Source organism: Sediminicola luteus (assembly GCF_040566555.1).
In the GTDB taxonomy this organism is placed as follows: Bacteria; Bacteroidota; Bacteroidia; order Flavobacteriales; family Flavobacteriaceae; genus Sediminicola.
Genome location: NZ_JBEWYP010000002.1, coordinates 461,823 through 484,590 on the forward strand (window position 1 = coordinate 461,823; position 22,768 = coordinate 484,590).

A 22,768-nucleotide genomic window follows, 5' to 3' on the forward strand; every position below is an offset into this window, starting at 1 on the left:
AGTTTTAAAATCCCCCATATATTCATTACACCTTATATTCCTTTACAGCATCAACAAAGGCCTTGGCATTTTCCAAAGGTATGTTGGGTAATATTCCATGGCCCAGGTTGGCAATATATCTGTCCTTCCCAAACTCATTGATCATTTGCGTCACCATCTTTTTGATTTCCGATGGAGGAGATAATAACCTGGAAGGATCAAAATTCCCTTGCAAAGTTATTTTCCCACCACTCAAATAGCGTGCGTTTTGTGGGGAACAGGTCCAGTCTACACCTAATGCCGATGCGCCTGAAGTGGACATTTCCTTTAAAGCGAACCAACATCCTTTTCCAAAGGCGATGACCGGAATTTCATCCTTTAGGGCATCAATGATCTGCTGTATGTATTGCCAAGAAAATTCCTGGTAGTCGGTTGGTGACAACATACCTCCCCAAGAATCGAATACCTGCACCGCATTAACTCCTGCAGCCACTTTTGCCTTTAAATAGGCAATGGTAGTATCCGTTATTTTTTGCAAAAGGGCATGGGCAACAACCGGCTGGGTGAAACAAAGTTCTTTGGCCTTGTCAAAATTTTTGCTCCCCTGTCCCTGTACGCAATAACAAAGTATGGTCCATGGAGATCCCGCAAAACCGATCAATGGAATATCATCGTTCAGTTTTTCTTTGGTCATTTTTATGGCTTCCATAACGTAACCCAAGGAATCTTGGATGTCTGGCACGATCACGCGATCCAAATCCTTTTGGGAGCGAATGGGATTTGGTAAATAAGGTCCAAAATTGGGCTTCATCTCCACATCAATATTCATTGCTTGAGGGATTACCAAAATATCCGAAAAGAGAATGGCGGCATCCATACCATACCTGCGTATGGGCTGTACCGTAATTTCAGAGGCCAATTCTGGAGTTTCACAACGAGTGAAGAAATCATATTTATCTTTTAGGGCCATAAATTCTGGCAAGTAGCGTCCAGCTTGGCGCATCATCCAAACCGGAGGTCTTTCTACTGTTTCTCCTTTTAAAGCTCTTAAGAATAAGTCGTTTTTTATGCTCATATATAAATGTTGTAACCCTAAGCGCTCTCCAAGGGCCTATTATTAAAAGTTTTTATTACCTGTACCAACACATTTTCTATGGTTGGTTTATTTGCTATGACGATAGTGTCTGTCAATGCTTCTACAGCTGCAGCCGTTGTGGTGCCTATGCAAAAAGCTGTACTGTTTCCTATGGTATTTGCCGTTAAGTAACTTTCTACTCCAGACGGGCTAAAAAATAATACCCCATCAAAATGGCGGTCAAATTTCTTGGGATTTAGTCTGGTGGCATAGGCCGTGATCTCTTTACAAGGGATGTTGTTCTCGCGTAAGCGATCGGGCAGTTCATCGCGTCTAAGATTGCCACAGAAAAATAAAAAAGAATCGTTTTTGTACGTTTTTACAAGTATTTCGGCCAGTTCTGCGCCATAATTGGCTTTTTCAAGCACTTTTAGCCCATTTTCTTCCAAAAGAGACGCTGTTTTTTCACCTACACAAAAGCAACTGAAAGAATCGATGTCCACATTTTTCTCCTTGCTAATGTTTTGTAGAAAGGCTGCAACCGCATTCTGACTGGTGAAAATTAGATTTTGGAAACTGTTGTCCATGGAGAATTCAGCGAACTCTATGTTAATGGCATCGTACGAGACCACGGCAATCCCTGCGTTCAGCAGACGTTCCTTTTGTGCAAGGGACAGGATTTTTGTGGAAAGTATTGTCTTCATAGTACGTTCAACTTGCAGCTTCCTAGGGAAGGAATCAGTTAGTTTGTCATTTCTTTCTTTATGGTAGCCATCAGTTGGGCTCCTCCATTTTGTAATATATCTTCGGCACAGAATTTACCAAAATCAGCTACCAGAGCCAGGGGAATACTTTTTTCTATCTCTAATTTTTGAGACCCATCCAAAGAAAACAGGACTCCTTTAAAGTGTAGTACATCATCCATAATGGTCGCCAAGGCTCCAATGGGTGCCGTACAGCCACCTTCGAGTGTTTTTAAAAACTCCCTTTCCACAGTGGTACAGATTTCTGTTTGGGCGTGGTTGAGTTTGCCCAATGCCTCTCTGCAGAAAGAGTCTTTTTCCATGGCAGCAACTACCATGGCTCCCTGTGCGGGGGCTGGGACCATCCAATCCAATTTCAAAAAATGTTCTGGCAATAGGTTGATGCGCTCCAGTCCTGCTGCGGCAAAAATGGCGCCGTTCCAGGAATTGTCCTTTAGCTTTTGTAAACGGGTGTTCACATTGCCCCTTAGGTCAACTACGTTATGGGATGGGTATTTATTTAACCATTGGGCTTTACGTCTTAAGCTCCCTGTGGCAATTGTTCCTGTGGTCTCTAAAAAGTCGAGCCCCTTGTGCACCAAAATATCCTCAGTTCGGGCGCGTTCCAAAACTGCTGCCTGTACTATGCCCTTTGGGAGGGCGGTAGGCACATCTTTCATCGAGTGAACCGCAATATCTATAGTGCCATTGATCATGGCAATATCCAACGTCTTTGTAAATATGCCGGTGATTCCCAATTCATATAAGGGTTTGTCCAAAAGGATATCCCCTTGTGATTTTACGGGTAAGAGTACGGATTCGTACCCTAAAGCGGTAAGTTTGTCCTTAACAGTATTTGCCTGCCATAGTGCCAATTCACTATCGCGCGTTCCAATGCGTATTACTTTACTCATTTGGACTCTATTTCTAATTGAAATACCTTTTGGATCAGATCTAGGCTGATATCCGCATCGGTATCGTCCCCTTTTAAGTGGTTGGCAAAACGGGTGGTAATCTTTTGTATGATTCGGTCAGATATGATCTCGGCCTGAATGGAATTATAATCGGAGAGTTTTTTGCTCTGGAAATCCAGCTCTTCCTCCTTCATTGTTTTTAATTTCTTTTTCAAGGCCTTGATGACCGGAGCAAATTTTCTGGTCTCCAACCATTTGATGAAATCATCCTTTGTTTCATCAATAATGATTTCTGCCTGTGGGATAAACTGCTTTCTTCGTGCCAAGGTCTTATCGGTCATTTGTGATAGGTCATCCAAATGTACTACGGTAACATTGTCCAGGGCAGCAACATCGTCAGAGACATTCTTGGGAATGGAAAGGTCCAAGATCAACAACGGTTTTTTGGTGTAGATCAATTCCTTGGAAATTGTGGGCGATTGTGCGCCCGTGGCTACGACCAATACATCCGTATTGCGGATCTCTGTCTGCAGATCCCCATAATCCTTTACCAACAGATTAAACTTGCCGGCAATTTTTTCGGCCTTGTTCTTGGTGCGGTTGATAAGGGTTATATGTGTATTCTTAGTGTGTTTTATTAGGTTTTCGCAAGTATTACGTCCAATTTTTCCCGTTCCGAAAAGTAAAATGTTCTTATCGGAAACATTGGCCACATTGTTCATGATATACTGTACCGAAGCAAAGGCAACGGAAGTGGCCCCTGAAGAAATCTCTGTTTCGTTTTTGATGCGCTTACTGGCCTGAATGACCGAATTACACAAACGTTCCAAAAACGGATTTGCAATCTCGAGACGCTTGGAGCGGTTAAAGCTTTGTTTTAACTGACTGATAATCTCAAAATCGCCCAAGATCTGACTATCCAAGCCCGTGCCCACACGGAACAAATGGCTGATAGCATCATTGTTCTTATATACATAGGCAACTTCCTGGAACTCTTCCACGGTGCCATTGGTATTATCGCAAAGTAATTTGATCAATTGAAAAGGGTGCTGGGCAAAACCGTGCAGTTCCGTACGGTTACAAGTAGACGTCACCAAAAGACCATCAATGTCCTGGTCCTTGGCCTGCCTCAACAAATTCTCCATGGCGTCCTCTTCCAAACTGAACTTCCCACGTACCTCGGCGTCCGCCTTTTTGTAGTTAAGGCCTATGGTATAAAAAGAGTTATGTTTGGAAATATGGTAATTCTTCATACAATCCTTTCAATCGACCACAAAAATAAATTCATAAAACCTATAAAAGTAACGCTGTAGGAACAATAAGTAACGATTCAAGTTTTTTAACGTCATTTTTAGGCCAAATTCACCCATATGTACTATTTTTGTTAGGGTTAGGGGGATTCTAAAAAAAATAATTTAGAACGTTTCTAAATAGATTGCTCACATAGAAAAAGGTTTATGGAAACAAAAAATATCGCTGAAGGTTCTTTCGAGGAGGTTTTTATTGAAGATGGGTTTTATGTGCTTAAAATTCAGAATGATGCCCCTCATATTCAAAAGGTGACCCGCCAAATTGATAGCTCTTTTATTCAGTTTCATTTCTGCTTGAAAGGGGGTGCCAAATTTATTTTCAATGATGGGCGTTACGCTCTGGACGTATCCGAAGAAAACTCCCTGTTGTTGTACAATACCCAGATGGACCTCCCCTTGAACCTGGAGCTCAACCCTAATTCCTGGTTGGTGTCCGTGGTGATGACCATTCGGAAATTTCATTCCCTTTTTTCCAAAGAGGCCAATTATATCCCTTTCCTCAGTGCGGAGAACAAGGATAAAAAATACTACACCCAGGAAGGTGTTACCCCGGCGATTGCCGTTATCCTCAGCCAGGTCATGAACTACCATTTGCACCCTTCCATAAAGGAGTTATATATCAAAGGAAAGATCTACGAGCTTATTGCACTATACTTTAACCGTAGTGAGGATGCCGATGTGGAGCAATGTCCGTTTTTAGTGGATGAGGACAATATAAAACGAATCCGCAAGGCCAAGGAAATTATCATAGCCCGGATGGCTGAACCCCCATCTCTTGCCGAACTCTCGGAAGAAATAGGGCTCAGCCTTAAAAAGCTGAAGGAAGGTTTCAAGCAGATCTATGGGGACAGCGTCTATAGTTTTTTGTTTGATTATAAGATGGAGTACTCCCGCAAGATGCTCGAATCTGGCATGCACAATGTCAATGAAGTGGGACTCAAAGTGGGGTACAGTACTGCCAGCCATTTTATCGCTGCCTTTAAGAAAAAGTACGGCACTACGCCCAAAAAATACCTGATGTCACTGGCCAACGGCTAGGGCACTGGCGTCTTTTGGGTTTGGGATTTGGAAAGTGTGTATAAAATTTGTCTTTTCCTGGTGTCTTTCTCCTTTTTCCATGAGCAACTTGACATAGTTATTGGTTTTTATTGATGCTTCACGGTAATCATATTCTCTTTATCAATACCTCAATTGCTACTATAATTGACTTTTTGATACTTTTTGGCCATTATTAGGCGGTTTCTTGTATTTCTCCCACTATTTGATCGTTTTATTTTTTCAACTCAAAAATTTAGGTTTCTTTTCTGGTTTTCGTGAAGCGTACTATCGTATTATTTTCTATATTGTCACTTGATAGGATGGCATTGCTGTTCCCTTTATACAGACTTTGTAGGTAATAATCGGAACCCATAAAAAACATAAAGACTATGAAAAATCTATTAATCGTACTATTGATTTCAACATCAGGAACCTTATTTGCACAATCCGGCCCACAGAATTTAATTGACACATTTTTTGCTACTTATGAAAAAGATGCTGGAAAAGCTGTGAAGGAATTATATGGGACAAATAAATGGACAGAAAGAATAAAAGATGATATTGATAAAATTATTGGCACTGTGAATGGTTTTACTGAAAGTTATATGGGTGAATATTATGGCTATGAAATCATTACTAAGAAAAAGTTTGCTGAAAGCTTTGAGTTATATTCGTATCTAATAAAATATGACCGACAGCCTCTCAGATTTATTTTTAAATTTTATAAGCCAAATGACAAATGGGTATTATATTCTTATGCACTTGACGATAATTTGGATGACGAAATCCAAGAAGCAGCAAAACTGTACTATTTGGAATTAGACAAAGATTAACTACCCACAAAAATATTTAGAATTAATCGCTCAATTTTGGGCTTAAATAAAATTCGTCTCAAGTTTTCTACGCTTGATTCTCCTGCGGAAAATACTCGCTCGTAACCCCGTAATTATTCTTATAATAACCGTTACCTTCAATTGTTCGATATATATATTATGAAAGGCATTAAATCACTTATTTACTCTTTTGTATTCTCAAGCTTGTTAACCTCGGCAGTAGTGGCTCAAAACCTGGAACCACAAATGATGTATCCAGATACATTAAGGAGTAGTAATGATTCTGTATATATACATAGTCCAAAATGGGACAAAGAATTAAGGTTAGGGATATCTAAAGACGAGACTATAAACTGGGGGACCAATGGCTACAAAGGAGTTTATTTTGAGATTTGGACCGATTTGGATACTATTAAAACACCCCATGTAAACTACCCATTTGAACAACTAATAAAAATTCCTTTAATATCTTCAACGGACACGACACTTTGCATTCTAAGGTTCCAAGCAAGCACCTCCAATTTTGACGATAACTATATTGTAAATAACAAGGGAAAAGCAAGCTTTGAAATTCCAGAGGCCTTTGAGCTCGCAAACATAATTCTCTATTTGAGCGAATGTTCGAAAAAAACGAATAATTATCCCGAAAAGACGGCTTACGTTAAAAATCTAGCAGAACATTTTTCAGCCTTTAAAAACCATAAGCTAATCCAAATATTGAACCAGCAATGTTCCAAATCGGATTATTGGGATACCTATTACGGCTTTCGAGAAAACAGCGTGGTCTTTAAATTTGTAGAAGAATATTTGACCTACGATACACCATATAAACAAGTTTATTGGGACAATTCGGAAATCATGGGTGGTCAATTTAGAAACATGCTTTACCTTATTCAGGATTTTGCTGATCAATCAAATTTTAGGGGTTTCTATAACAACAATCTGGAGTACTATGAAAGATTAAAAGAAAGGGAAGCAGAACTAATGCCTATCCATCGTATGTGGAAGTGGCTTGAGCAAGAATTCCCACAAAGAATGGATTCTTATAAAATCATTTTCTCTCCATTAATAGAGGGTTCACATAGCACTCAAAAATTTCAAAAAGGATTTTTCCGTGACCCAGAATTTCAGGAATGTGTTATGTTCATCAACGCTACTGAAAATATTGATTCAAACCCTGACTACTCAGAAAAAATTAAAGAAGGTCTTATGTCTGGAATTGTATTTACTGAAATTGATCACAACTATGTTAATCCAACAAGTGATGAATATGTTCAAAAAATCAAATCATTAATTCACAACAAGGATTTATGGGCAACAAAGGATGCACAACAAAATTATAAAAGTGAGTATGCCATATTTAATGAATATATGACCCATGCGGTATTTTGTCATTATATCTTGGAGAATTATTCTAAGGACATTGCAAAAACAATAATTGATAAACGAATATCCCTAATGGAAAGAAGAGGTTTTTCTAAGTTTAAGGTATTCAATGAAAAACTGCAAAATCAAATGAAGAATTCTAGTCGGACGCTATATGATATGTATGATGATATTTTAAATGCGATGAAAAGTATCAAGTAAACGGAGGAAAGGTCTCGGCTCTAACATAAATGAAAAGTTGACTCTTTCTACAACCTGTCACAAGTAAGGACAACAAAGGAGCTTATATACTAAAATTTCAAAGTTATGGTACATTTTATCCGGAATGAATCCAAAGCTCGACTAAAAATTTCAACAACGGACTCATAGCATAACCCTGTTACAAAAGCTCAATGAACATTACCAGAATAATAATTAATCGACTTCTATTTCGCTTTCTACCATTAGTCGTTCTCTTTGTTTTTGGTGTTTATTACGCGGGTATCACATTTGATACTATTTTTAAGAAACTTAGTTTTCCTTATTTGGTTCTTATGGCTGCACTTGTGTATTACTGCTATGATTTAATTAAGCATGTCCAAAAAGCCGTTTTAAGAAAGAAATTACTTCAGCAGGCACAACTTGAAGATATTCCAGCCAATGTAGATTTACCGAGTAAATTGAATTTTTTGGACAAACGGCTCAGCATAAATGAAATGTCGATTGATGTTTCATTTAAAAACAATGTGATTTTGCATTTAAGTAAGGCAAAGAAACAAATTGAAATAAAGAAAGCTTTTGGAAAGAAAATCTTAAGTTTTCATGAAATTAAATTCATTTTTCTTGAATATAACCAATATGAAAAGGACACTTTGATTGACCAATTTGCTTCTGGATCTTTATACGATAAAAATGTTTGGAAAAATTCAATAAGGGCTATGCTCAAAAATGGAAATTCAATTACGCTTTTTGAAGTTAAACTTGAGGAGACCAATAATGAACAAATGGTAGATGCACAAATTTCTGGCAAATACGAGGAAAAATCATATTTGGACAATGGTAAAAAAATAGTATGCCTTTTTAGTAACTACACGGACAAAAAATATTTGATAGTAAATAACACCGTATAAAAAGCCTGTGTGCAACACTACCTGAGAATAATGCGGACTTTCGGACAAAACGAAAGGCAAGTGTATATTTAAAAAGTCGCTAAATCTTATACATTTACTGCACCTTGGCAAGAAAATTGATAAATCATTACTCCATATAGAACTAAGCCATTTCCGTAATGACCAAAGCCCTTTCCTTCTTACCCCTCTTTTTATCAGTAGTCCAACTTTTTGGGCAAACTGGTATTGAGAGCATAGACAGCGCTTCCCAAAAAGTGCCCAAGGAGTTAAATACCGCAGATGAAATTGCGCTTTATCTTACCAAGGATCTAAAAAAGGAAGACGAAAAGGTAAGGGCCATATATATTTGGATCACCCATAATATCAAATATGATATGGCCCAAATAAGTACTCCCATCACCTATACCGAGGAGACGAATATTGCGGAGGAGGCCCTGAAAAACAGAAAAGGGGTTTGTGAACATTATGCCCAACTCTTTACCAGTATGTGTAGTGCAATTGGGATCACCTCCTATGTGATTCCCGGGTATACCAGACAGACTGACGGTGCTAAAATTGATCCTTTGAACCATGCCTGGAATGGCGTAGTCGTAAACAACAAATACTACTTGATAGACGCTACTTGGGATGCCGGATATTTTAACAAAGGCGGCTATGTGCACGAGTTCCAGGGCGACTTCTTTCTGGTGGAACCAAAAGAATTTTTAAAAGCCCATATGCCCTTTGATCCCATTTGGCAGTTTCTGAACAATCCCATTACCCATACAGCCTATGTCTCCAAAGATTTTTCAAGACTGGGGCAAAGGGGCAATTTTGCCTTTCGGGATTCCATTGCTAGAATGACCGCATTGGATTCCATTTCAAGAATTGAAAAAAGCATTGCAAGGATTCAAAAGGCCGGGGTGACCAACGTTCATATTCGAGAGGAAATCTCCCAAATGGAGAATTTGATTGAATATTACCGTTATAATCATTGGGTGTCCCGTTTCAATGCCATCAATGGGGAACTTAAACTGGCTGTGGATGAAATCAATTCAGCGGTATCATACCACAATGCATTTTTTAAGATGATCAATAAAAAACAAGGTGAGTCCCAAGGAACAGATGGGGAGCTAAAAACAAACCTCAGTAATGCCAGTGATCACCTCACCAAAGGGAAGGCTTTTTTAAGAGTAGCCGAATCCCAGCTAGGGAGTTTGGAGTATTTGGGGAGCAATAAGGAACATCTCCAGAATGCGAAAACAAACAAAAAAAATCTCCTTGCCTATATTGCCCAGCTAAAGGAATCGAATTTAAAATTGGAAGCTTCAATTACTAAGAACTGGGAGTATTATCAAAAAAGACTGTAAGCAGGGAACAACTACGATGTTACTTTCATGATTTCCATGATTACGCCATATTCTTGCTAAAAAATGGACAAATTGGCTGCTTTTTGGTAAATGTGGGCCTCTTCATGAAAATTATCCTTCAATACTACCCTGCAAAACACTTAAATATTTACTTTTAAAAACTAGAAGTAATTGTCCCTATGAATGAAATCCTAACCACCATACTTTTTCTAATTGCCGTTATAGATCCCTTGGGTTCAGTGCCCGTTTATTTGGAAGCGACCAAGCAATTCGATTTAAAACATCGGAAACGTATTGCCGTGAAAGGTTCGGCTGTAGCCTTTGTGGTGTTATTGATTTTTATCGTTCTCGGACAACTCGTACTGGAAGGAATGGAGGTCTCCTTGGATGCCTTTCAAATTTCCGGAGGGGTAATTTTATTTCTCTTCGCCCTAACCATGATCTTTGGTGATGGAAAACCAGAGACTGAAAAACATCTGATCACAGATTATAAGCACGTGACCATTTTTCCAGTGGCTATCCCTTCCATTGCCTCCCCTGGAGCCATTATGGCGGTAGTCCTGATGACCGATAACCATGTGTATTCCATAGAGCAACAAATTGTAACCACCATTTTAGTGTTTGTAGTTATTCTTCTTACCTGTTTGTTACTTCTTGCCGCGAACAAAGTAAAAGAAAGAGTGGGGGAATACGGAATAACGGTGGTCAGTAAAATCATGGGATTGATCTTGGCATCCTATGCCGTTCAAAGTATCTTGTCTGGTTTAAAAGGCTTTTTTGTAGTATTGGAATAATCTTTTCAAAACCAGGTCCTTTCTTAAGAGTACGTCTTAATAATAACATAGAACGTCAATAAAACGTTGCCCAAGGTGAAATTGGACAAGGGTACTTATTTGTGAATAAGTCCGTATATTTCTTGTACTAATCTGTGTACTATGAGAGCAGCCGTTTTTGAAAAGTTCCAAGGCCCTATAACCATACAAAATGTTTCAGATCCCAACCCTAAAAATCATGGGGTAGTGATCCAGGTAAAAGCTACGGGTTTATGCCGAAGCGACTGGCATGGGTGGATGGGGCACGACACTGATATTATTTTGCCACATGTTCCTGGTCACGAACTGGCAGGAACTATTGCGGCTGTTGGTAAAGAAGTATTACATTTTAAGGTGGGTGATAGGGTTACTGTTCCCTTTGTTTGCGGGTGTGGCACCTGTGGCCAGTGTATTTCTGGGAACCATCAGGTTTGCGACCATCAATCCCAACCCGGATTTACGCACTGGGGCTCCTTTGCCGAATATGTAGCCTTGGACTATGCGGATATAAATCTTGTGAAAATTCCCGAGGAGATCAATGACATCACCGCCGCAACCCTTGGTTGTAGGTTTATTACTTCCTTTAGGGCTGTTGTGGAGCAAGGCAAGGTTACTGGAGGGCAGTATGTGGTTGTCCATGGCTGTGGTGGGGTTGGCCTTTCCGCCATTATGATCGCCAATGCCCTTGGGGCGCAGGTAATAGCTGTGGATATCAATGACAGGACGTTGGAATTCGCCATGGAAATGGGGGCCATTGCTACAGTGAATGCCTCCCAAAATGAAGATGTTGTAGAACAAATTAAAGCCATGACCAAGGGTGGGGCACATGTCTCCCTGGATGCATTAGGTAGCCAGATCACCTGTTTTAACTCCATTGCCAACCTAAGAAAAAGAGGAAAGCACATACAGGTGGGATTGATGACCGGGGACCATCGGCATCCAAAAGTGCCTATGGACAAAGTCCTGGCCAATGAACTGGAAATTATAGGGAGTCACGGCATGCAGGCTTTTAAATATCCTGAGATGTTGGACATGATCAAGAACGGAAAATTACATCCCGAAAAACTCATTGAAAGTACCATTACGCTTCAGGAAGCCACCATTGCTCTACCTCATATGAACAAATTTGAACATAAAGGGGTCATGGTGATCAATTCGTTTTAAGAAGGTTTTATAACTTGGTTTTATGTCTAAGCAGCATTTTGATGTGATAGTAGTAGGTGTTGGCTCCATGGGAGCTCCAACCTGCTATAATTTGGCAAAGAGAGGAGCAAAAGTACTCGGTTTGGAACAGTATACAATTGTACACGACAATGGTTCACATGCAGGACAAAGTAGAATGGTTCGAAAAGCCTATTTTGAGAATCCAGATTATGTCCCTCTCTTGGATAAGGCGTATACCTTATGGGAAGAATTGGAAAAAATAACGGATCAAAAGCTGTTTCATAAAACAGGTTTATTCTATACGGGGCCCAAACAGAACGACGTATTGGAAGGGGTGAAATTATCGGCTCAGAAATTCGATATCACTATAAAAAGACTGGGAGAAAAAGAGTGTTCAAAACAATTTCCAAACTTTAAACTGCTGGAAAATTACGAACATCTATTTGAGCCGGATGCGGGGTATGTGATCCCAGAACAGATCATTGCCCTGTACTGTAAATTAGCAGTGGATAGGGGAGCTACTATTTTGGAAAATCAATGGGTAGAAAATTGGTACGAAGGAGATAATATCATAACGGTCAAAACAAAAAACACTACATATACGGCTGACAAAATAATATTCACAGCTGGAGGCTTTACCAACAACCTTTTGCCTTTTAAAAAAAATCAATTGGTACCACGACGGCAAATAACTTGTTGGTTCGAACCAAAGGAACCCGCACTTTTTTCTAGCGATAAATTCCCTTGTTTTTTGTATACGACGCCAGATTTACCTGGATTATTTTATGGATTTCCATTATTATCAACTGGAGATGGCTCTGGAAAAATGGGTATAAAGATCGGGTATCATTTTCCAGGAGAGGTTATTGATCCATATACCCTGCACAGTTTTGATCAGGAAAAAGAATCCAAATTGATCAAAGAATTTATGCGCGATTTTATTCCCAAAGGGTATAAATCGGTCCTGTCCATCAAAAGCTGTATATACACCTATACCGAAGACGGCAATTTCATTTTGGAAAAACATAAGGACTTCAAGAATGTAAGTGTGGCCTGTGGGTTTAGTGGGCACGGGTTTAAGCTTGCTCCACTGGTAGGGGAAATTTTAGCGGATCTGAGTTTGGAGGGAAAAACCGACAACCCTATTGCCTTCTTGTCTTCCGATCGGTTTTTGAAGTAAATAGGATAGAAAAATGATTAAGTTGATAGGATATTGATAGTAACACTAAAACAAAAGTAATATGAAAATATTGATCATAGGAGGGAATGGAACCATTGGAAACAAGGTTGCCTCCCATTTTGATAAAGAACACGAAGTATTGATTGCAGGGCGTAGTAGCGGCAATGTAACCGTTGATATCGCCAATAGCACTTCCATTAAAAAAATGTTCGAGAAAACTGGGAAGGTTGACGCTGTGATATGCATCGCTGGAGAGGCCAAATGGGCAAATTTTAGTGATTTATCCGAAGAGGATTACTATATAGGGCTCAAGAGCAAGCTAATGGGACAGGTAAATCTGGTGCGTATAGGGCAGCATTATGTGAATCCAAAAGGTTCCATTACCCTCACCTCAGGAATCCTGGCCGATGATCCCGTAGTAAAAACGACAAGCGCGGCCATGGTCAATGGTGGTATCCACAGTTTCGTACAGGCAGCTGCCTTGGAAATTGAAAATGGGGTGCGGGTAAATGTGGTGTCATCCGGAATGGTGGAAGATGCCTATGAAAAATACAAGGATTATTTCCCGGGTCACAATCCGATACCCATGAACAAGGTGGTCAAAGGCTACGTGCGCAGTGTGAAGGGTATGGGGAATGGGGAAGTAATTAGAATTTACGGTTAGGGAGCTAAAATATAAAAGCCATATCTCATGATTTATGATGCTTGTTGGTTATCATAATTAGGTTATTGATGCATACTATGCCCAAAATCAATCCAATTTCATCAATTTTTAGCCTTTTTGATGTTAATTACGGAAAATAGGAAGCTATTCTGTCGAATATGTCGTTCGTATTATTTCGCGGATTTTGTTGGTCGTTCTCTAAGGTGATATGGACTTTATATTGTTCTTTTTTGTTCCTATTTTAGCCTGATTATTACAAATTTGAATTGCCGTTCCAGTACTAATATTAATGGCTTAAAAGTTGACAATGGATTCCAATGAATTTCGAAAGCAAGCCCATCTCATGGTAGATTGGATGGCAGATTATATGGAGCAAGTGGAAGACTATCCCGTAAAATCACAGGTAGCACCAAGAACCATCTATGATCAGATAAGTTCGGATATCCCAAAGCAGGGGCAGAACATGGACCCTATTTTTAATGATTTCAAAGAGATCATAATACCGGGAATAACACACTGGCAGAACCCCAACTTTTTCGCTTACTTCCAGGCCAATACGAGTCCGCCTTCCATCTTGGCAGAAATGTTGACCGCAACCTTGGGAATTCAGGGGATGAAATGGGAAACTTCCCCTGCAGCTACAGAATTGGAGGAGAGGATGATGGAATGGTTGGGTGACGGTATAGGGATACCCAAGCAATGGGCAGGGGTGATCCAAGATTCGGCCTCCATGGCCACATTATCTGCAATCCTTACAGCCAGAGAGAGACTTTCCAAGTATCAGATCAATGAGGAGGGATTTGAGGGGTATACCAAATTACGGGTGTACTGCTCGGACCAGACCCATTCCTCCATAGAAAAGGGAGCTAAAATAGCCGGAGTAGGGAAAAGTAATGTGATCAAGATCCCCACCAACGAACATTTGGAAATGCGTACCGATCTTCTACAGCAACAAATAGAAAGTGATATTAAGCAGGGCTACCAACCCCTTTGTATTGTTGTGGCCCTTGGGACAACGGGTACCATGGCCATGGATCCCTTGGAAGAAATAGGAATGCTTGCTGAAAAGCACAATATCTGGTTGCATGTGGATGCAGCTTATGCCGGAGCGGCCTTTTTACTCCCAGAATACCAGAGCCTGATGAAAGGGATTGAAAAAGCAGATAGTTTTGTTTTTAATCCTCACAAATGGCTCTTTACAAATTTTGATTGTACGGCCTATTTTGTAAAGGACAAGAAGGGGCTCCTGAATACCTTTTCTATCTTACCGGAATATTTGAAAACAGCTTCAGACGAACTAGTGAACAATTATTGCGATTGGGGTATTCCTCTGGGAAGGCGTTTCAGGTCTTTGAAATTATGGTTTGTGATGCGACATTACGGGCTTGAAGGGCTACAAAAAATGCTGCGGTTGCATATAGAATTAGCAAAATGGTTGGAAGCCGAGCTAAAAAAGAAGCCTACATTTGAAATGGTGGTACCCCGTAGCATGAACCTGATCTGTTTTAGATATATGCCAGCCGGAGTAGAAGACCAAGAAGAACTCAATACCATCAATGAGCAATTGTTGCAAAGATTAAATGCCACGGGCGAACTCTATTTAACACATACCAAGATCGATGGAAAATATACCCTTCGCATGTCCATTGGGCAGACCAATGTGGCTAAGTCCCATGTAGAAAAGGCTTGGGAAACCATACAGAAAGTAGCTGAAGAAATAACAAGGAACGGGAAAATAGAGTAGCCACATCAAAGCAATATAAGAGGGATAACCAATGGCCAAAGAACAACGTCTGAAAGAGATTGCAAGTCTATTTTTTAAGTTAGGGAGTATTTCCTTTGGAGGACCTGCGGCCCATATCGCCATGATGGAAGATGAGGTGGTCAAAAAAAGGGGATGGATGACCCATCAACATTTTCTGGATGTGATGGGGGCTACCAACATTATCCCTGGACCCAACTCCACCGAGATGACCATGCATTGTGGGTACGAACGTGCAGGTTGGAAAGGCTTGTTGGTAGCTGGATTGTGTTTTATTCTTCCGGCAGTGTTCATAACGGGCATTTTTGCTTGGCTGTATCAGAAATATGGTCAATTACCAGAAGTGGAACCCTTTATCTACGGAATAAAACCAGCAGTTATCGCCATAATTGTGATGGCAGCCTATCGTCTTGGAAAAAAAGCTTTTAAAACAACCGAACTGTGGATTTTGGGTGTGGCTACGCTCGTTGCCTGTTTGTTGGGGGTAAATGAGATCCTGGCGCTTTTTGGTTGTGGGGCGATGGGATTGATTCTTTATTTTTTAAAAAGACCAGGAGAAACCCTCTATAGTATTTTCCCACTATTGTTTTGGCAGGGCGCTTACATCGGAAAAATGGAAACTTGGCATATCTTCCTGACCTTCTTAAAAATAGGGGCCATTTTATATGGCAGTGGTTATGTGTTATTTGCCTTTTTGGATGCGGAATTGGTAACCCATGGATGGCTAACCCGCCAAGCGCTAATAGATGCAGTGGCGGTAGGACAGTTTACTCCTGGTCCGGTACTTTCAACTGCCACCTTTATTGGATGGCAAATGAATGGATTATGGGGTGCCCTAGCGGCAACATTAGGGATCTTTTTGCCTTCCTTCATCTTTGTGGCCATATTAAACCCGTTGATCCCTAAAATGCGGGCATCAAAAATAATGGGGGCTTTTTTGGATGCGGTGAATGTGGCTGCCGTAGCAGTAATTATGGCGGTGTGTATTGTTATGGGAAGGGAAACCTTGACGGATTGGCGTACCGTGATAATAGCCTTGGCCAGTTTGGTACTGGTCTTTGTGTTTAAAAAATTAAATAGTGCCTTTATAGTTTTAGGAGGGGCAGCCCTGGGCTATGCGCTCACCCTGTTATAGGAATTAATCATTAATAAAAAGATCAAGATAAAATGAAGCATATACATTTTAATAAGTTGAATCGGTTTCAATCCATTATACTTTTATTGATTGGGCTAGTCCTTATCCTGATCGGGTTTTATAAAGATTATCTGGGGCAGGGAAGCCTTTGGACCTCCACTTCTACTGTCATAGGATACTTATTTTTTGGCCTTCATTTTAGCAAGATGTTCTGGTATAAAAATTATGTGGAATGGAACAAGAAAGGGGTTGTCTATAGGATCAAAACGCGCTTTGGAAAAACACTACGCTTTAATCAAATTGGGAATGTGGCCCTTAAGAACAATGTATTGTTCGTCACTTTAATTGACGGTTCCAAAACTGAGATCGATTTGCACGAAGTGTTTCCTGAAGATCAGAAAAAACTGCAGGAAATCTTTACGAAAAAGGGACAGTAGTTGTAAATGAGGCAATATCAGCTAAACCGACCGTTAGGTTGGTTTTCAGGTCCCAACAAGTTGAGATGGAAGGCCAGGGCACGGGATATAAAAGTAAAGAGTATCGCTGAAATGCCTCTTTTAGGGCTTGCTGGGCAAAAAATCCACCACCAACAAACCGAGTGGTTTGTAAAAATCGTGATTTAAAGGCTGCTATAATTTCTTATTTGTAGCTAAAAGCTAGAGAGTTCTTCCTTTTTAAAGGGGTCTGGCTACCATAATTCCGGTATTACTTTTAATCTTCTTAAGATAATCTACCAATGGTAATTCTGAGACCTCTACCTGCATAGATCCAGTAGAGGCGTGCAATAAATGGATGCGCCCATCAGCTTCCCTAGTAGCAAAACCGGTATGGGTAATATCCAATCCCTTAATGGAGGTGGTCAAGGCAATGATATCCCCGGATTGGATGAGGTGCTCATTGGCGGCAATCTGGTCCTGTACCAGGATGCAGAGCTCTTGTCCGTTGAGGTGCTTTTCGGTTTGCCTGATCTTTTCAAAATTTTGATCGTTCTTTAAAAAGGGATATAGGTCCCTATGGGTCCCCATAAAATTGATTTCTTTATCAATGGCTATTCCGCCTATATCTGCGGTTATATCCTTTACCAGGCCTTTCTTTTCATTATCTTTTATCCATTGGGAGAAATAATGGAGTCGGGATGCGTATCCATCCAATTTGCCATTTTCATATCGGATGTGTTCCAAGGCGTTGGTGTAGGCCGTAAAATCGGTTTTATGGTTTCGCAACATAGAACCAAAGGCCATTACATTTTCCACATAGGTGGTACAGTCCAATCCCTGCAGGTTGACCACTAGGGATTCTGTTGTCCCAATTTCCAACGTTTTGGCAACATAGGGCACGCCAAAGAAGGTCTTGCCCACAGCAATTAGATTCTCCCCATAGTTGTCCTGCCGCTTTAGTTTTTGAATTTCCGTAACCTTTTTCTCAAAAGCAGCCTTGTCTATTTGGGAACATACAATTTCTTGGGCAAGGATTGGTTGGGCCAAAAGCGCAAGGAATAAAAATATCGATAAGGGTTTCATCATACGAGCTCTTTTAAAAACCAAACTGATTAAAGGTACTAAATTGGTAGGGTCTGTAAACTATGGCACGTTGCCTATCTTTTAATAGGAACTCTTCGGTAACCCATTCTATGAGTTCCTTATCGGTGTCCGTATCCTCAATACGGATGCCTTGACTCTTAAAAAAAGGCTTGGTCTGAAGGTCGCCGAATTTTTCATATACCACTAGGTACATTTTAAATCCATCATCGTAGTCTTGGTTGTTCCGCAATTTAAAATAATAACCGGTATATTCTTTATCTCTATATTTTATAGGCCTTTCGGCAATAAATAGTATGGTGTTCTGGGTTTCGTCATATTCCTCCTGATCAAATAGAGAAGCTTCGGCCAATTGTTTTTGTGTGCTATATTGTATTGGAAAAAGTGAGAGTTTTTCTATATCGCGCAGCCTATTGAACAACAGGGCCCTACTGTTGATATTGGAAGCTAAGGATTCCACCATTCCAAATGGTATATTCTTATTGTCCCGGGCCATTAAGCCAACGTAAGTAGTTTGAATTTTAGGGTCCTTACTGAGTAAGAGACGGTCAAAAAACTGTTGCACCTCTTTGTCTTTTATAAACGGATAGAGCAGTATTTCATAGTCTTCCAAGATACTTGTGTTCTGTAATTGGGTATTGCTAAAAAATCGCTTTTGGCTATCAGAAGAAATATACTGCCCCAAATGTCTTTTCAGCTGTAATTTCGCATCGTTTAAAATTTGCTTGCTATACTTCTTATAACTCTTCGGTTTTATCAGTCCTTCTGTCAATAAATCGGCCAGAATGGAAAAGATGGGACTATTATATTCTTCAATGGTGCTATAGTCCAAAATGTGTGGATATAGTTTTTTGGCAAGCTCCAGATTGTCCATATAGGGTTTAAAGATGGCATGGATTTCCAGTTTGTTGGAAATAAGAGGCAGGTCCTTCGACATTAGCTCCAAGAGGAGCTCGGTAGAATAATCATCAGCCTTTTTAGAGATCGCCTGTAATATTTTGGTCTGGGCATTAGAGTTATTATAGGAGTTGACATAGAGGGTCCTAAAGAACGGAAAAACTGCTGGATCATCTATTTCCCCCATTTTTTGGATGAGGGTGGCCTGTATATTTTTTTGGTCTTCCCTAAAGTTAAATTCGGAAATATAATAGGTCAGCGAATCTAAATGTTTTTTTGAAAATAACAGAAAACGTATGCCATCTGTACTGATGCTATCCCTTTCGCGTAAGGCCCTGAAAAAGTCAGGCACCTTGTCCTCCATTAGGTTTCTACCGATAAGGGTATCAGAGGGTTGAAAATTGGAATAAAATTCTGTGATGTATCTGCTTGGTGGCCTAAGGGTGTCAATATTGGTCTTAAGCTCATAGAGGAGTCCGCCCTTAGAAATGTTCTTCACCAAAATTCTGGTTGAACTGGCCGGATCCCCTAAGGACAGATTCAATTCATGATATCCTTTGGGGGAAACGGTTCTTTTTTCATCATAAATTGTAAACTTTCTATTGGAATATAGCTTTTTTCTTAGGGCCCATACCGAATCTATACTTGGAAACATTAAATAATCATGGCTCTTGCTTACTTCTACATGAATAGCTTCATTGTTCTTGTTTATGTAAATCGACTTTTTAACAAAAGGGCTGTAGGGTTTTGGCCTGTTCTTGCCGGTGTAGTAATTGTTGCTGTTCTCCACAAATTTAGGTGGAGCAATATTGCTTACCGTGGTAAAGAAGAGGGCTGTATCCTTTACTTTTTCGAAAGGTTCCCGATAAACAGGCTTTTTTATAGTAAAGGAATTAAAGTAGGTGTCGGCTTCCTTATCATTTTGGGTCAGGGCTCCTATAAGGTAGTAATCGCCCCCATTGATAACCGTTTTGAGGTGTAATTTTTGCGTTTTGTTGAAAGGCGCTTCTGAGGTAAGGGACTTTTCTTTTGATTCGTCATACTTGGCCTCTAATTCCAAATCCCCATAAAAACGTTTTTGGATTTGCTTCAGTTCAAAGTTGTCCTCCTCAATAAAATTGAAATCGTTCAAGGTGGCCTTTTTAAGAAAAAAATAGCTCTCCGTATTTTTATCGTAGCCTTCAATAGACCGGGTGCCATTTCTTAACTGATTCGGGAAGGTGTAAAAGGAGGGCATCTCAATCTCAAAATCCTTAAAAGCGGAAGTTACCTTTTCTTTTTCCGTTGCCAGTTTCTTAAAGTTGATGCTATTAAAAATAGTGTCCGAATATTGAGTGACATAGTCGCCCTGTCCCCCCATCTTGAAGATTAGAATTTCCAAAGGGGTAATGTAAATTTGGTATCGCTGGCGGTCCCCATTTTTCAATTCGTTTTTCACGTCCAGTCCGTAATACCCTTCTTTGTACAATTCTGTTTTATCGATGATTCTACCTGGAATATTCTCGAAAAGAAATTTGTCAATATCCTCGATGTTAAACAAGGCATCTTTCTTTAAAAAAGAATAAGTGGGGATGCGATTGACCATAAAGTAGCTCCCATTTGCCATGTCGGGGGCAATATATGTGGTATTGGTCATCTCCGTGACGGGATATAGTTTGCTAGGCAATAAAATGGAAAATAAACCATCTTCTAGCTGGGTTTCCATGTAGGTGTTCACCTTGACCTGCTTTTCCAATCTCTCCTTCATGCGCCTACTTCTACTGCTTATTTTGGAGGTTAGGGGCTCCACCACATATCCCTTACTGCGCAATAACGAGATTACTCCATTAATGCCGGGTAAATGGGCCGCTCCAATTCCGGTGAAGACTTTGCCTGTCCTCATAATGGAATCTAATCGTTGCACCATTTGCTGGTTCCGAACATATAGCATGTTTTTTAAGTAATGCCCGGTGTATATGCCTTGGTTTATACTGTCTATTAAATTAATGTTCCTTGCTCTATAGGCATCTTGCATTAAGGTAGTAGGATCTTGCTGCTGAATGGTTTTTTGAAGCCATTCGTCGGGCTTGGCTTTAAGGGCATTTAAATTGGCCCTTCCAACCAGGGCGGAAGACTCCTCAATATCCTCCAAGGCAATTATTGGTTTGTTGAATTTTTTCCCCGCCTGGTAAATGAACATATCCAGATAGGTTTCTTCCTCAAAGTTGCCGGAATAGCCATCGGAACGGTATAAAATGGTATTGATCATCCTATCCTCAAAGGCCAAATAAGCTGCTATATCCTCCTTTTTAGGGTTTTTCACAAGAAATGGATAGATGTAAAAGCCCTTTGCAGTAAAAGTAGAACTTTGTCCATAGCCAAAATTACCCAGGCTTTCCTCGTCATCCAACCAAGTATCAGGATCGCTTTCCAAGGCGACGATATCACTTTTTTCCAAGGCCTCATAAAACACATCATCCAAACGGAAGGCAATTTTCTTGCTCACATGCATGGTACCGTATAGGTATGAACTCTGCTCCAAGCCGTTTCCGGAAATCTCCCAGAGCAGGCTATTTTTTTCCTGGGCAGCAGAGCCTGTGATAATGAATGTGATGGCCAAGGCCATTAAAAAGCGCATAGAGATCTCTTAATTAGGATTAAAAATGCCTTAAAAAACCATAGAAATAAAAAGTTATTGGATAATTAACGTTTTCTTGGCCATGAAGGTATCCCACAACAGCTTATTTTTTGCTTTTTTCTTCTTTCCCATCCTTTGCCTCGTCCATGTTTTTAATATACAGACGGGTGTGCGGCAAACTCTCAGGGTAATTCTCCTGTAGATAGGTAATCAATTTTTCCCGCACCAGCACTCTTAGGTCCCAAGCGGTAGGGGAATCCGAAGCGCTCATCAGGGCACGGATCTCCACGCTTCTCTCCTTCGCATCGGTCACCTGCAGCACATTTACCTTCCCATCCCATAGATCTGTACCCTCTAAAATCCGAGTAAGCTCCTCCCTTAATTTATCAAAGGGCACATGGTAATCCGTATGAATAAAAACGGTCCCCATAATATCTGCAGAGCTTTTGGTCCAGTTTTGGAACGGCTTTTCAATAAAATAGGGCGTGGGTACAATAAGTCGCCTTTTATCCCAAATGGCAATGACCACATAGGTGAGGGTGATCTCCTCAATACGGCCCCATTCGCCCTCAACGATTACCACATCATCAATTTTTATAGGCTGGGTAATGGCAATCTGAATCCCTGCCAGAATAGTTCCAATCATTTTTTGGGCAGAAAACCCAACAATGATACCTGCCACCCCGGCAGAGGCAAAGAGGCTTATCCCGACCTCTCTGATGCTTTCAAAACTCATCAAGGCCGCGGCAATAGCAAGAAGTACGACAAGGACGATAAAAATACGTTCCAGGATATTAAATTGGGTGTATATCTTTCGTGCCTTTAAATTATCAGTGGCCTGTACATCATAATTTTGGATGACCAGTTTTTTGGTGACCTTAAGTGCTACCAAAATCAGCCAGGTAATACAACCAATGATCAATAAGGTGCTTGTTTTGCGAATGACAAAGGAAAAATCCTCCACCCCAAGTATAGTCTGTAGGGATTGGGAACGTATCCAGAATGCAAAAAATAATAGGAACAAGGGCACTCCTACTTTTTTTATGGAATCCTTGGGAATAAGATATTTGGGATTGGCACCTAGTTTCCGCAGGGCATAAGTGGTAATGATATAGAGAATGGACAGTAGGAGAAAGGAACCTAAAGCGTAAACGGTTGTCTGGATTTCGGAATTATTCAAGAATTTATCCATAAGGTGTGAAGCCGTTTTTTCAATTAAGGCATTAACTTACAAAAAACAGTGCGTCTATGGCTATTTTCTAG

General features: G+C 40.3%; 19 protein-coding genes. 12 read left to right on the forward strand and 7 right to left on the reverse strand.

Going from position 1 to position 22,768, the window contains the following annotated elements; genetic code table 11:
- Positions 1-25: 25 nt before the first annotated feature.
- The 4 genes from hemE to hemA are packed head-to-tail and all read right to left on the reverse strand — an operon-like array spanning position 26 to position 3,964.
- Positions 26-1,054 (reverse strand): uroporphyrinogen decarboxylase, encoded by a 1,029-nt coding sequence (gene hemE / locus ABXZ32_RS05705; RefSeq protein ID WP_354617706.1) that lies wholly within the window; start codon positions 1,052-1,054, stop codon positions 26-28.
- 17 nt (positions 1,055-1,071) lie between these two features.
- Complete coding sequence (locus ABXZ32_RS05710; protein WP_354617707.1) at positions 1,072-1,758, reverse strand: uroporphyrinogen-III synthase; 687 nt, start codon at positions 1,756-1,758, stop codon at positions 1,072-1,074.
- Between the two features lie 38 nt (positions 1,759-1,796).
- Complete coding sequence (gene hemC, locus ABXZ32_RS05715; RefSeq protein ID WP_354617708.1) at positions 1,797-2,711, reverse strand: hydroxymethylbilane synthase; 915 nt, start codon at positions 2,709-2,711, stop codon at positions 1,797-1,799.
- On the reverse strand, positions 2,708-3,964 hold the full coding sequence (gene hemA / locus ABXZ32_RS05720) for a glutamyl-tRNA reductase (RefSeq protein WP_354617709.1): 1,257 nt from the start codon (positions 3,962-3,964) through the stop codon (positions 2,708-2,710). Before hemA ends, hemC begins: the two co-directional genes overlap by 4 nt.
- Positions 3,965-4,168: 204 nt before the next feature.
- Between hemA and ABXZ32_RS05725 the strand changes: the two genes are divergently transcribed.
- The 12 genes from ABXZ32_RS05725 to ABXZ32_RS05780 all read left to right on the forward strand — a co-directional run bounded on the left by ABXZ32_RS05725 (position 4,169) and on the right by ABXZ32_RS05780 (position 16,890).
- Complete coding sequence (locus tag ABXZ32_RS05725) at positions 4,169-5,059, forward strand: helix-turn-helix domain-containing protein (protein WP_354617710.1); 891 nt, start codon at positions 4,169-4,171, stop codon at positions 5,057-5,059.
- Between the two features lie 389 nt (positions 5,060-5,448).
- A complete protein-coding gene (locus tag ABXZ32_RS05730; RefSeq protein WP_354617711.1) occupies positions 5,449-5,892 on the forward strand; it encodes a hypothetical protein in 444 nt (147 codons plus the stop codon).
- 159 nt (positions 5,893-6,051) lie between these two features.
- Entirely contained in the window at positions 6,052-7,479 is a 1,428-nt protein-coding gene (locus ABXZ32_RS05735) for a DUF4932 domain-containing protein (RefSeq protein ID WP_354617712.1), read from the forward strand.
- 191 nt (positions 7,480-7,670) lie between these two features.
- Positions 7,671-8,387, forward strand: coding sequence for a hypothetical protein (locus ABXZ32_RS05740; RefSeq protein ID WP_354617713.1), 717 nt, complete (start codon positions 7,671-7,673; stop codon positions 8,385-8,387).
- A gap of 158 nt (positions 8,388-8,545) precedes the next feature.
- Positions 8,546-9,736, forward strand: a complete 1,191-nt coding sequence (locus tag ABXZ32_RS05745) for a transglutaminase domain-containing protein (protein WP_354617714.1) — start codon at positions 8,546-8,548, stop codon at positions 9,734-9,736.
- Positions 9,737-9,915: 179 nt separating this feature from the next.
- Positions 9,916-10,530 carry a MarC family protein gene (locus ABXZ32_RS05750; protein ID WP_354617715.1) on the forward strand — a complete coding sequence of 205 codons (615 nt, stop codon included), beginning with the start codon at positions 9,916-9,918 and terminating at the stop codon, positions 10,528-10,530.
- 141 nt (positions 10,531-10,671) lie between these two features.
- Entirely contained in the window at positions 10,672-11,712 is a 1,041-nt protein-coding gene (locus tag ABXZ32_RS05755) for a zinc-dependent alcohol dehydrogenase family protein (protein WP_354617716.1), read from the forward strand.
- A gap of 22 nt (positions 11,713-11,734) precedes the next feature.
- Positions 11,735-12,892 (forward strand): N-methyl-L-tryptophan oxidase, encoded by a 1,158-nt coding sequence (gene solA, locus ABXZ32_RS05760; RefSeq protein WP_354617717.1) that lies wholly within the window; start codon positions 11,735-11,737, stop codon positions 12,890-12,892.
- Positions 12,893-12,953: 61 nt separating this feature from the next.
- Entirely contained in the window at positions 12,954-13,556 is a 603-nt protein-coding gene (locus ABXZ32_RS05765) for a short chain dehydrogenase (protein ID WP_354617718.1), read from the forward strand.
- Between the two features lie 307 nt (positions 13,557-13,863).
- The gene (locus tag ABXZ32_RS05770; protein ID WP_354617719.1) at positions 13,864-15,300 is read left to right on the forward strand and encodes a pyridoxal phosphate-dependent decarboxylase family protein; all 1,437 of its coding nucleotides are present in this window, start codon (positions 13,864-13,866) and stop codon (positions 15,298-15,300) included.
- Between the two features lie 31 nt (positions 15,301-15,331).
- A complete protein-coding gene (gene chrA, locus ABXZ32_RS05775) occupies positions 15,332-16,453 on the forward strand; it encodes a chromate efflux transporter (protein WP_354617720.1) in 1,122 nt (373 codons plus the stop codon).
- Between the two features lie 32 nt (positions 16,454-16,485).
- Positions 16,486-16,890, forward strand: coding sequence for a hypothetical protein (locus ABXZ32_RS05780; protein WP_354617721.1), 405 nt, complete (start codon positions 16,486-16,488; stop codon positions 16,888-16,890).
- Positions 16,891-17,127: 237 nt separating this feature from the next.
- On the opposite strand, the gene ABXZ32_RS05785 is transcribed toward ABXZ32_RS05780, so the two are convergent.
- The 3 genes from ABXZ32_RS05785 to ABXZ32_RS05795 form a co-directional block, all read right to left on the reverse strand.
- Positions 17,128-17,976: an N-acetylmuramoyl-L-alanine amidase-like domain-containing protein gene (locus ABXZ32_RS05785; protein WP_354617722.1), complete on the reverse strand. Its 849-nt coding sequence runs from the start codon at positions 17,974-17,976 to the stop codon at positions 17,128-17,130.
- Between the two features lie 10 nt (positions 17,977-17,986).
- Positions 17,987-21,505: a TraB/GumN family protein gene (locus tag ABXZ32_RS05790; RefSeq protein ID WP_354617723.1), complete on the reverse strand. Its 3,519-nt coding sequence runs from the start codon at positions 21,503-21,505 to the stop codon at positions 17,987-17,989.
- Positions 21,506-21,608: 103 nt separating this feature from the next.
- Entirely contained in the window at positions 21,609-22,697 is a 1,089-nt protein-coding gene (locus tag ABXZ32_RS05795; RefSeq protein WP_354617724.1) for a mechanosensitive ion channel family protein, read from the reverse strand.
- Positions 22,698-22,768: the final 71 nt, after the last annotated feature.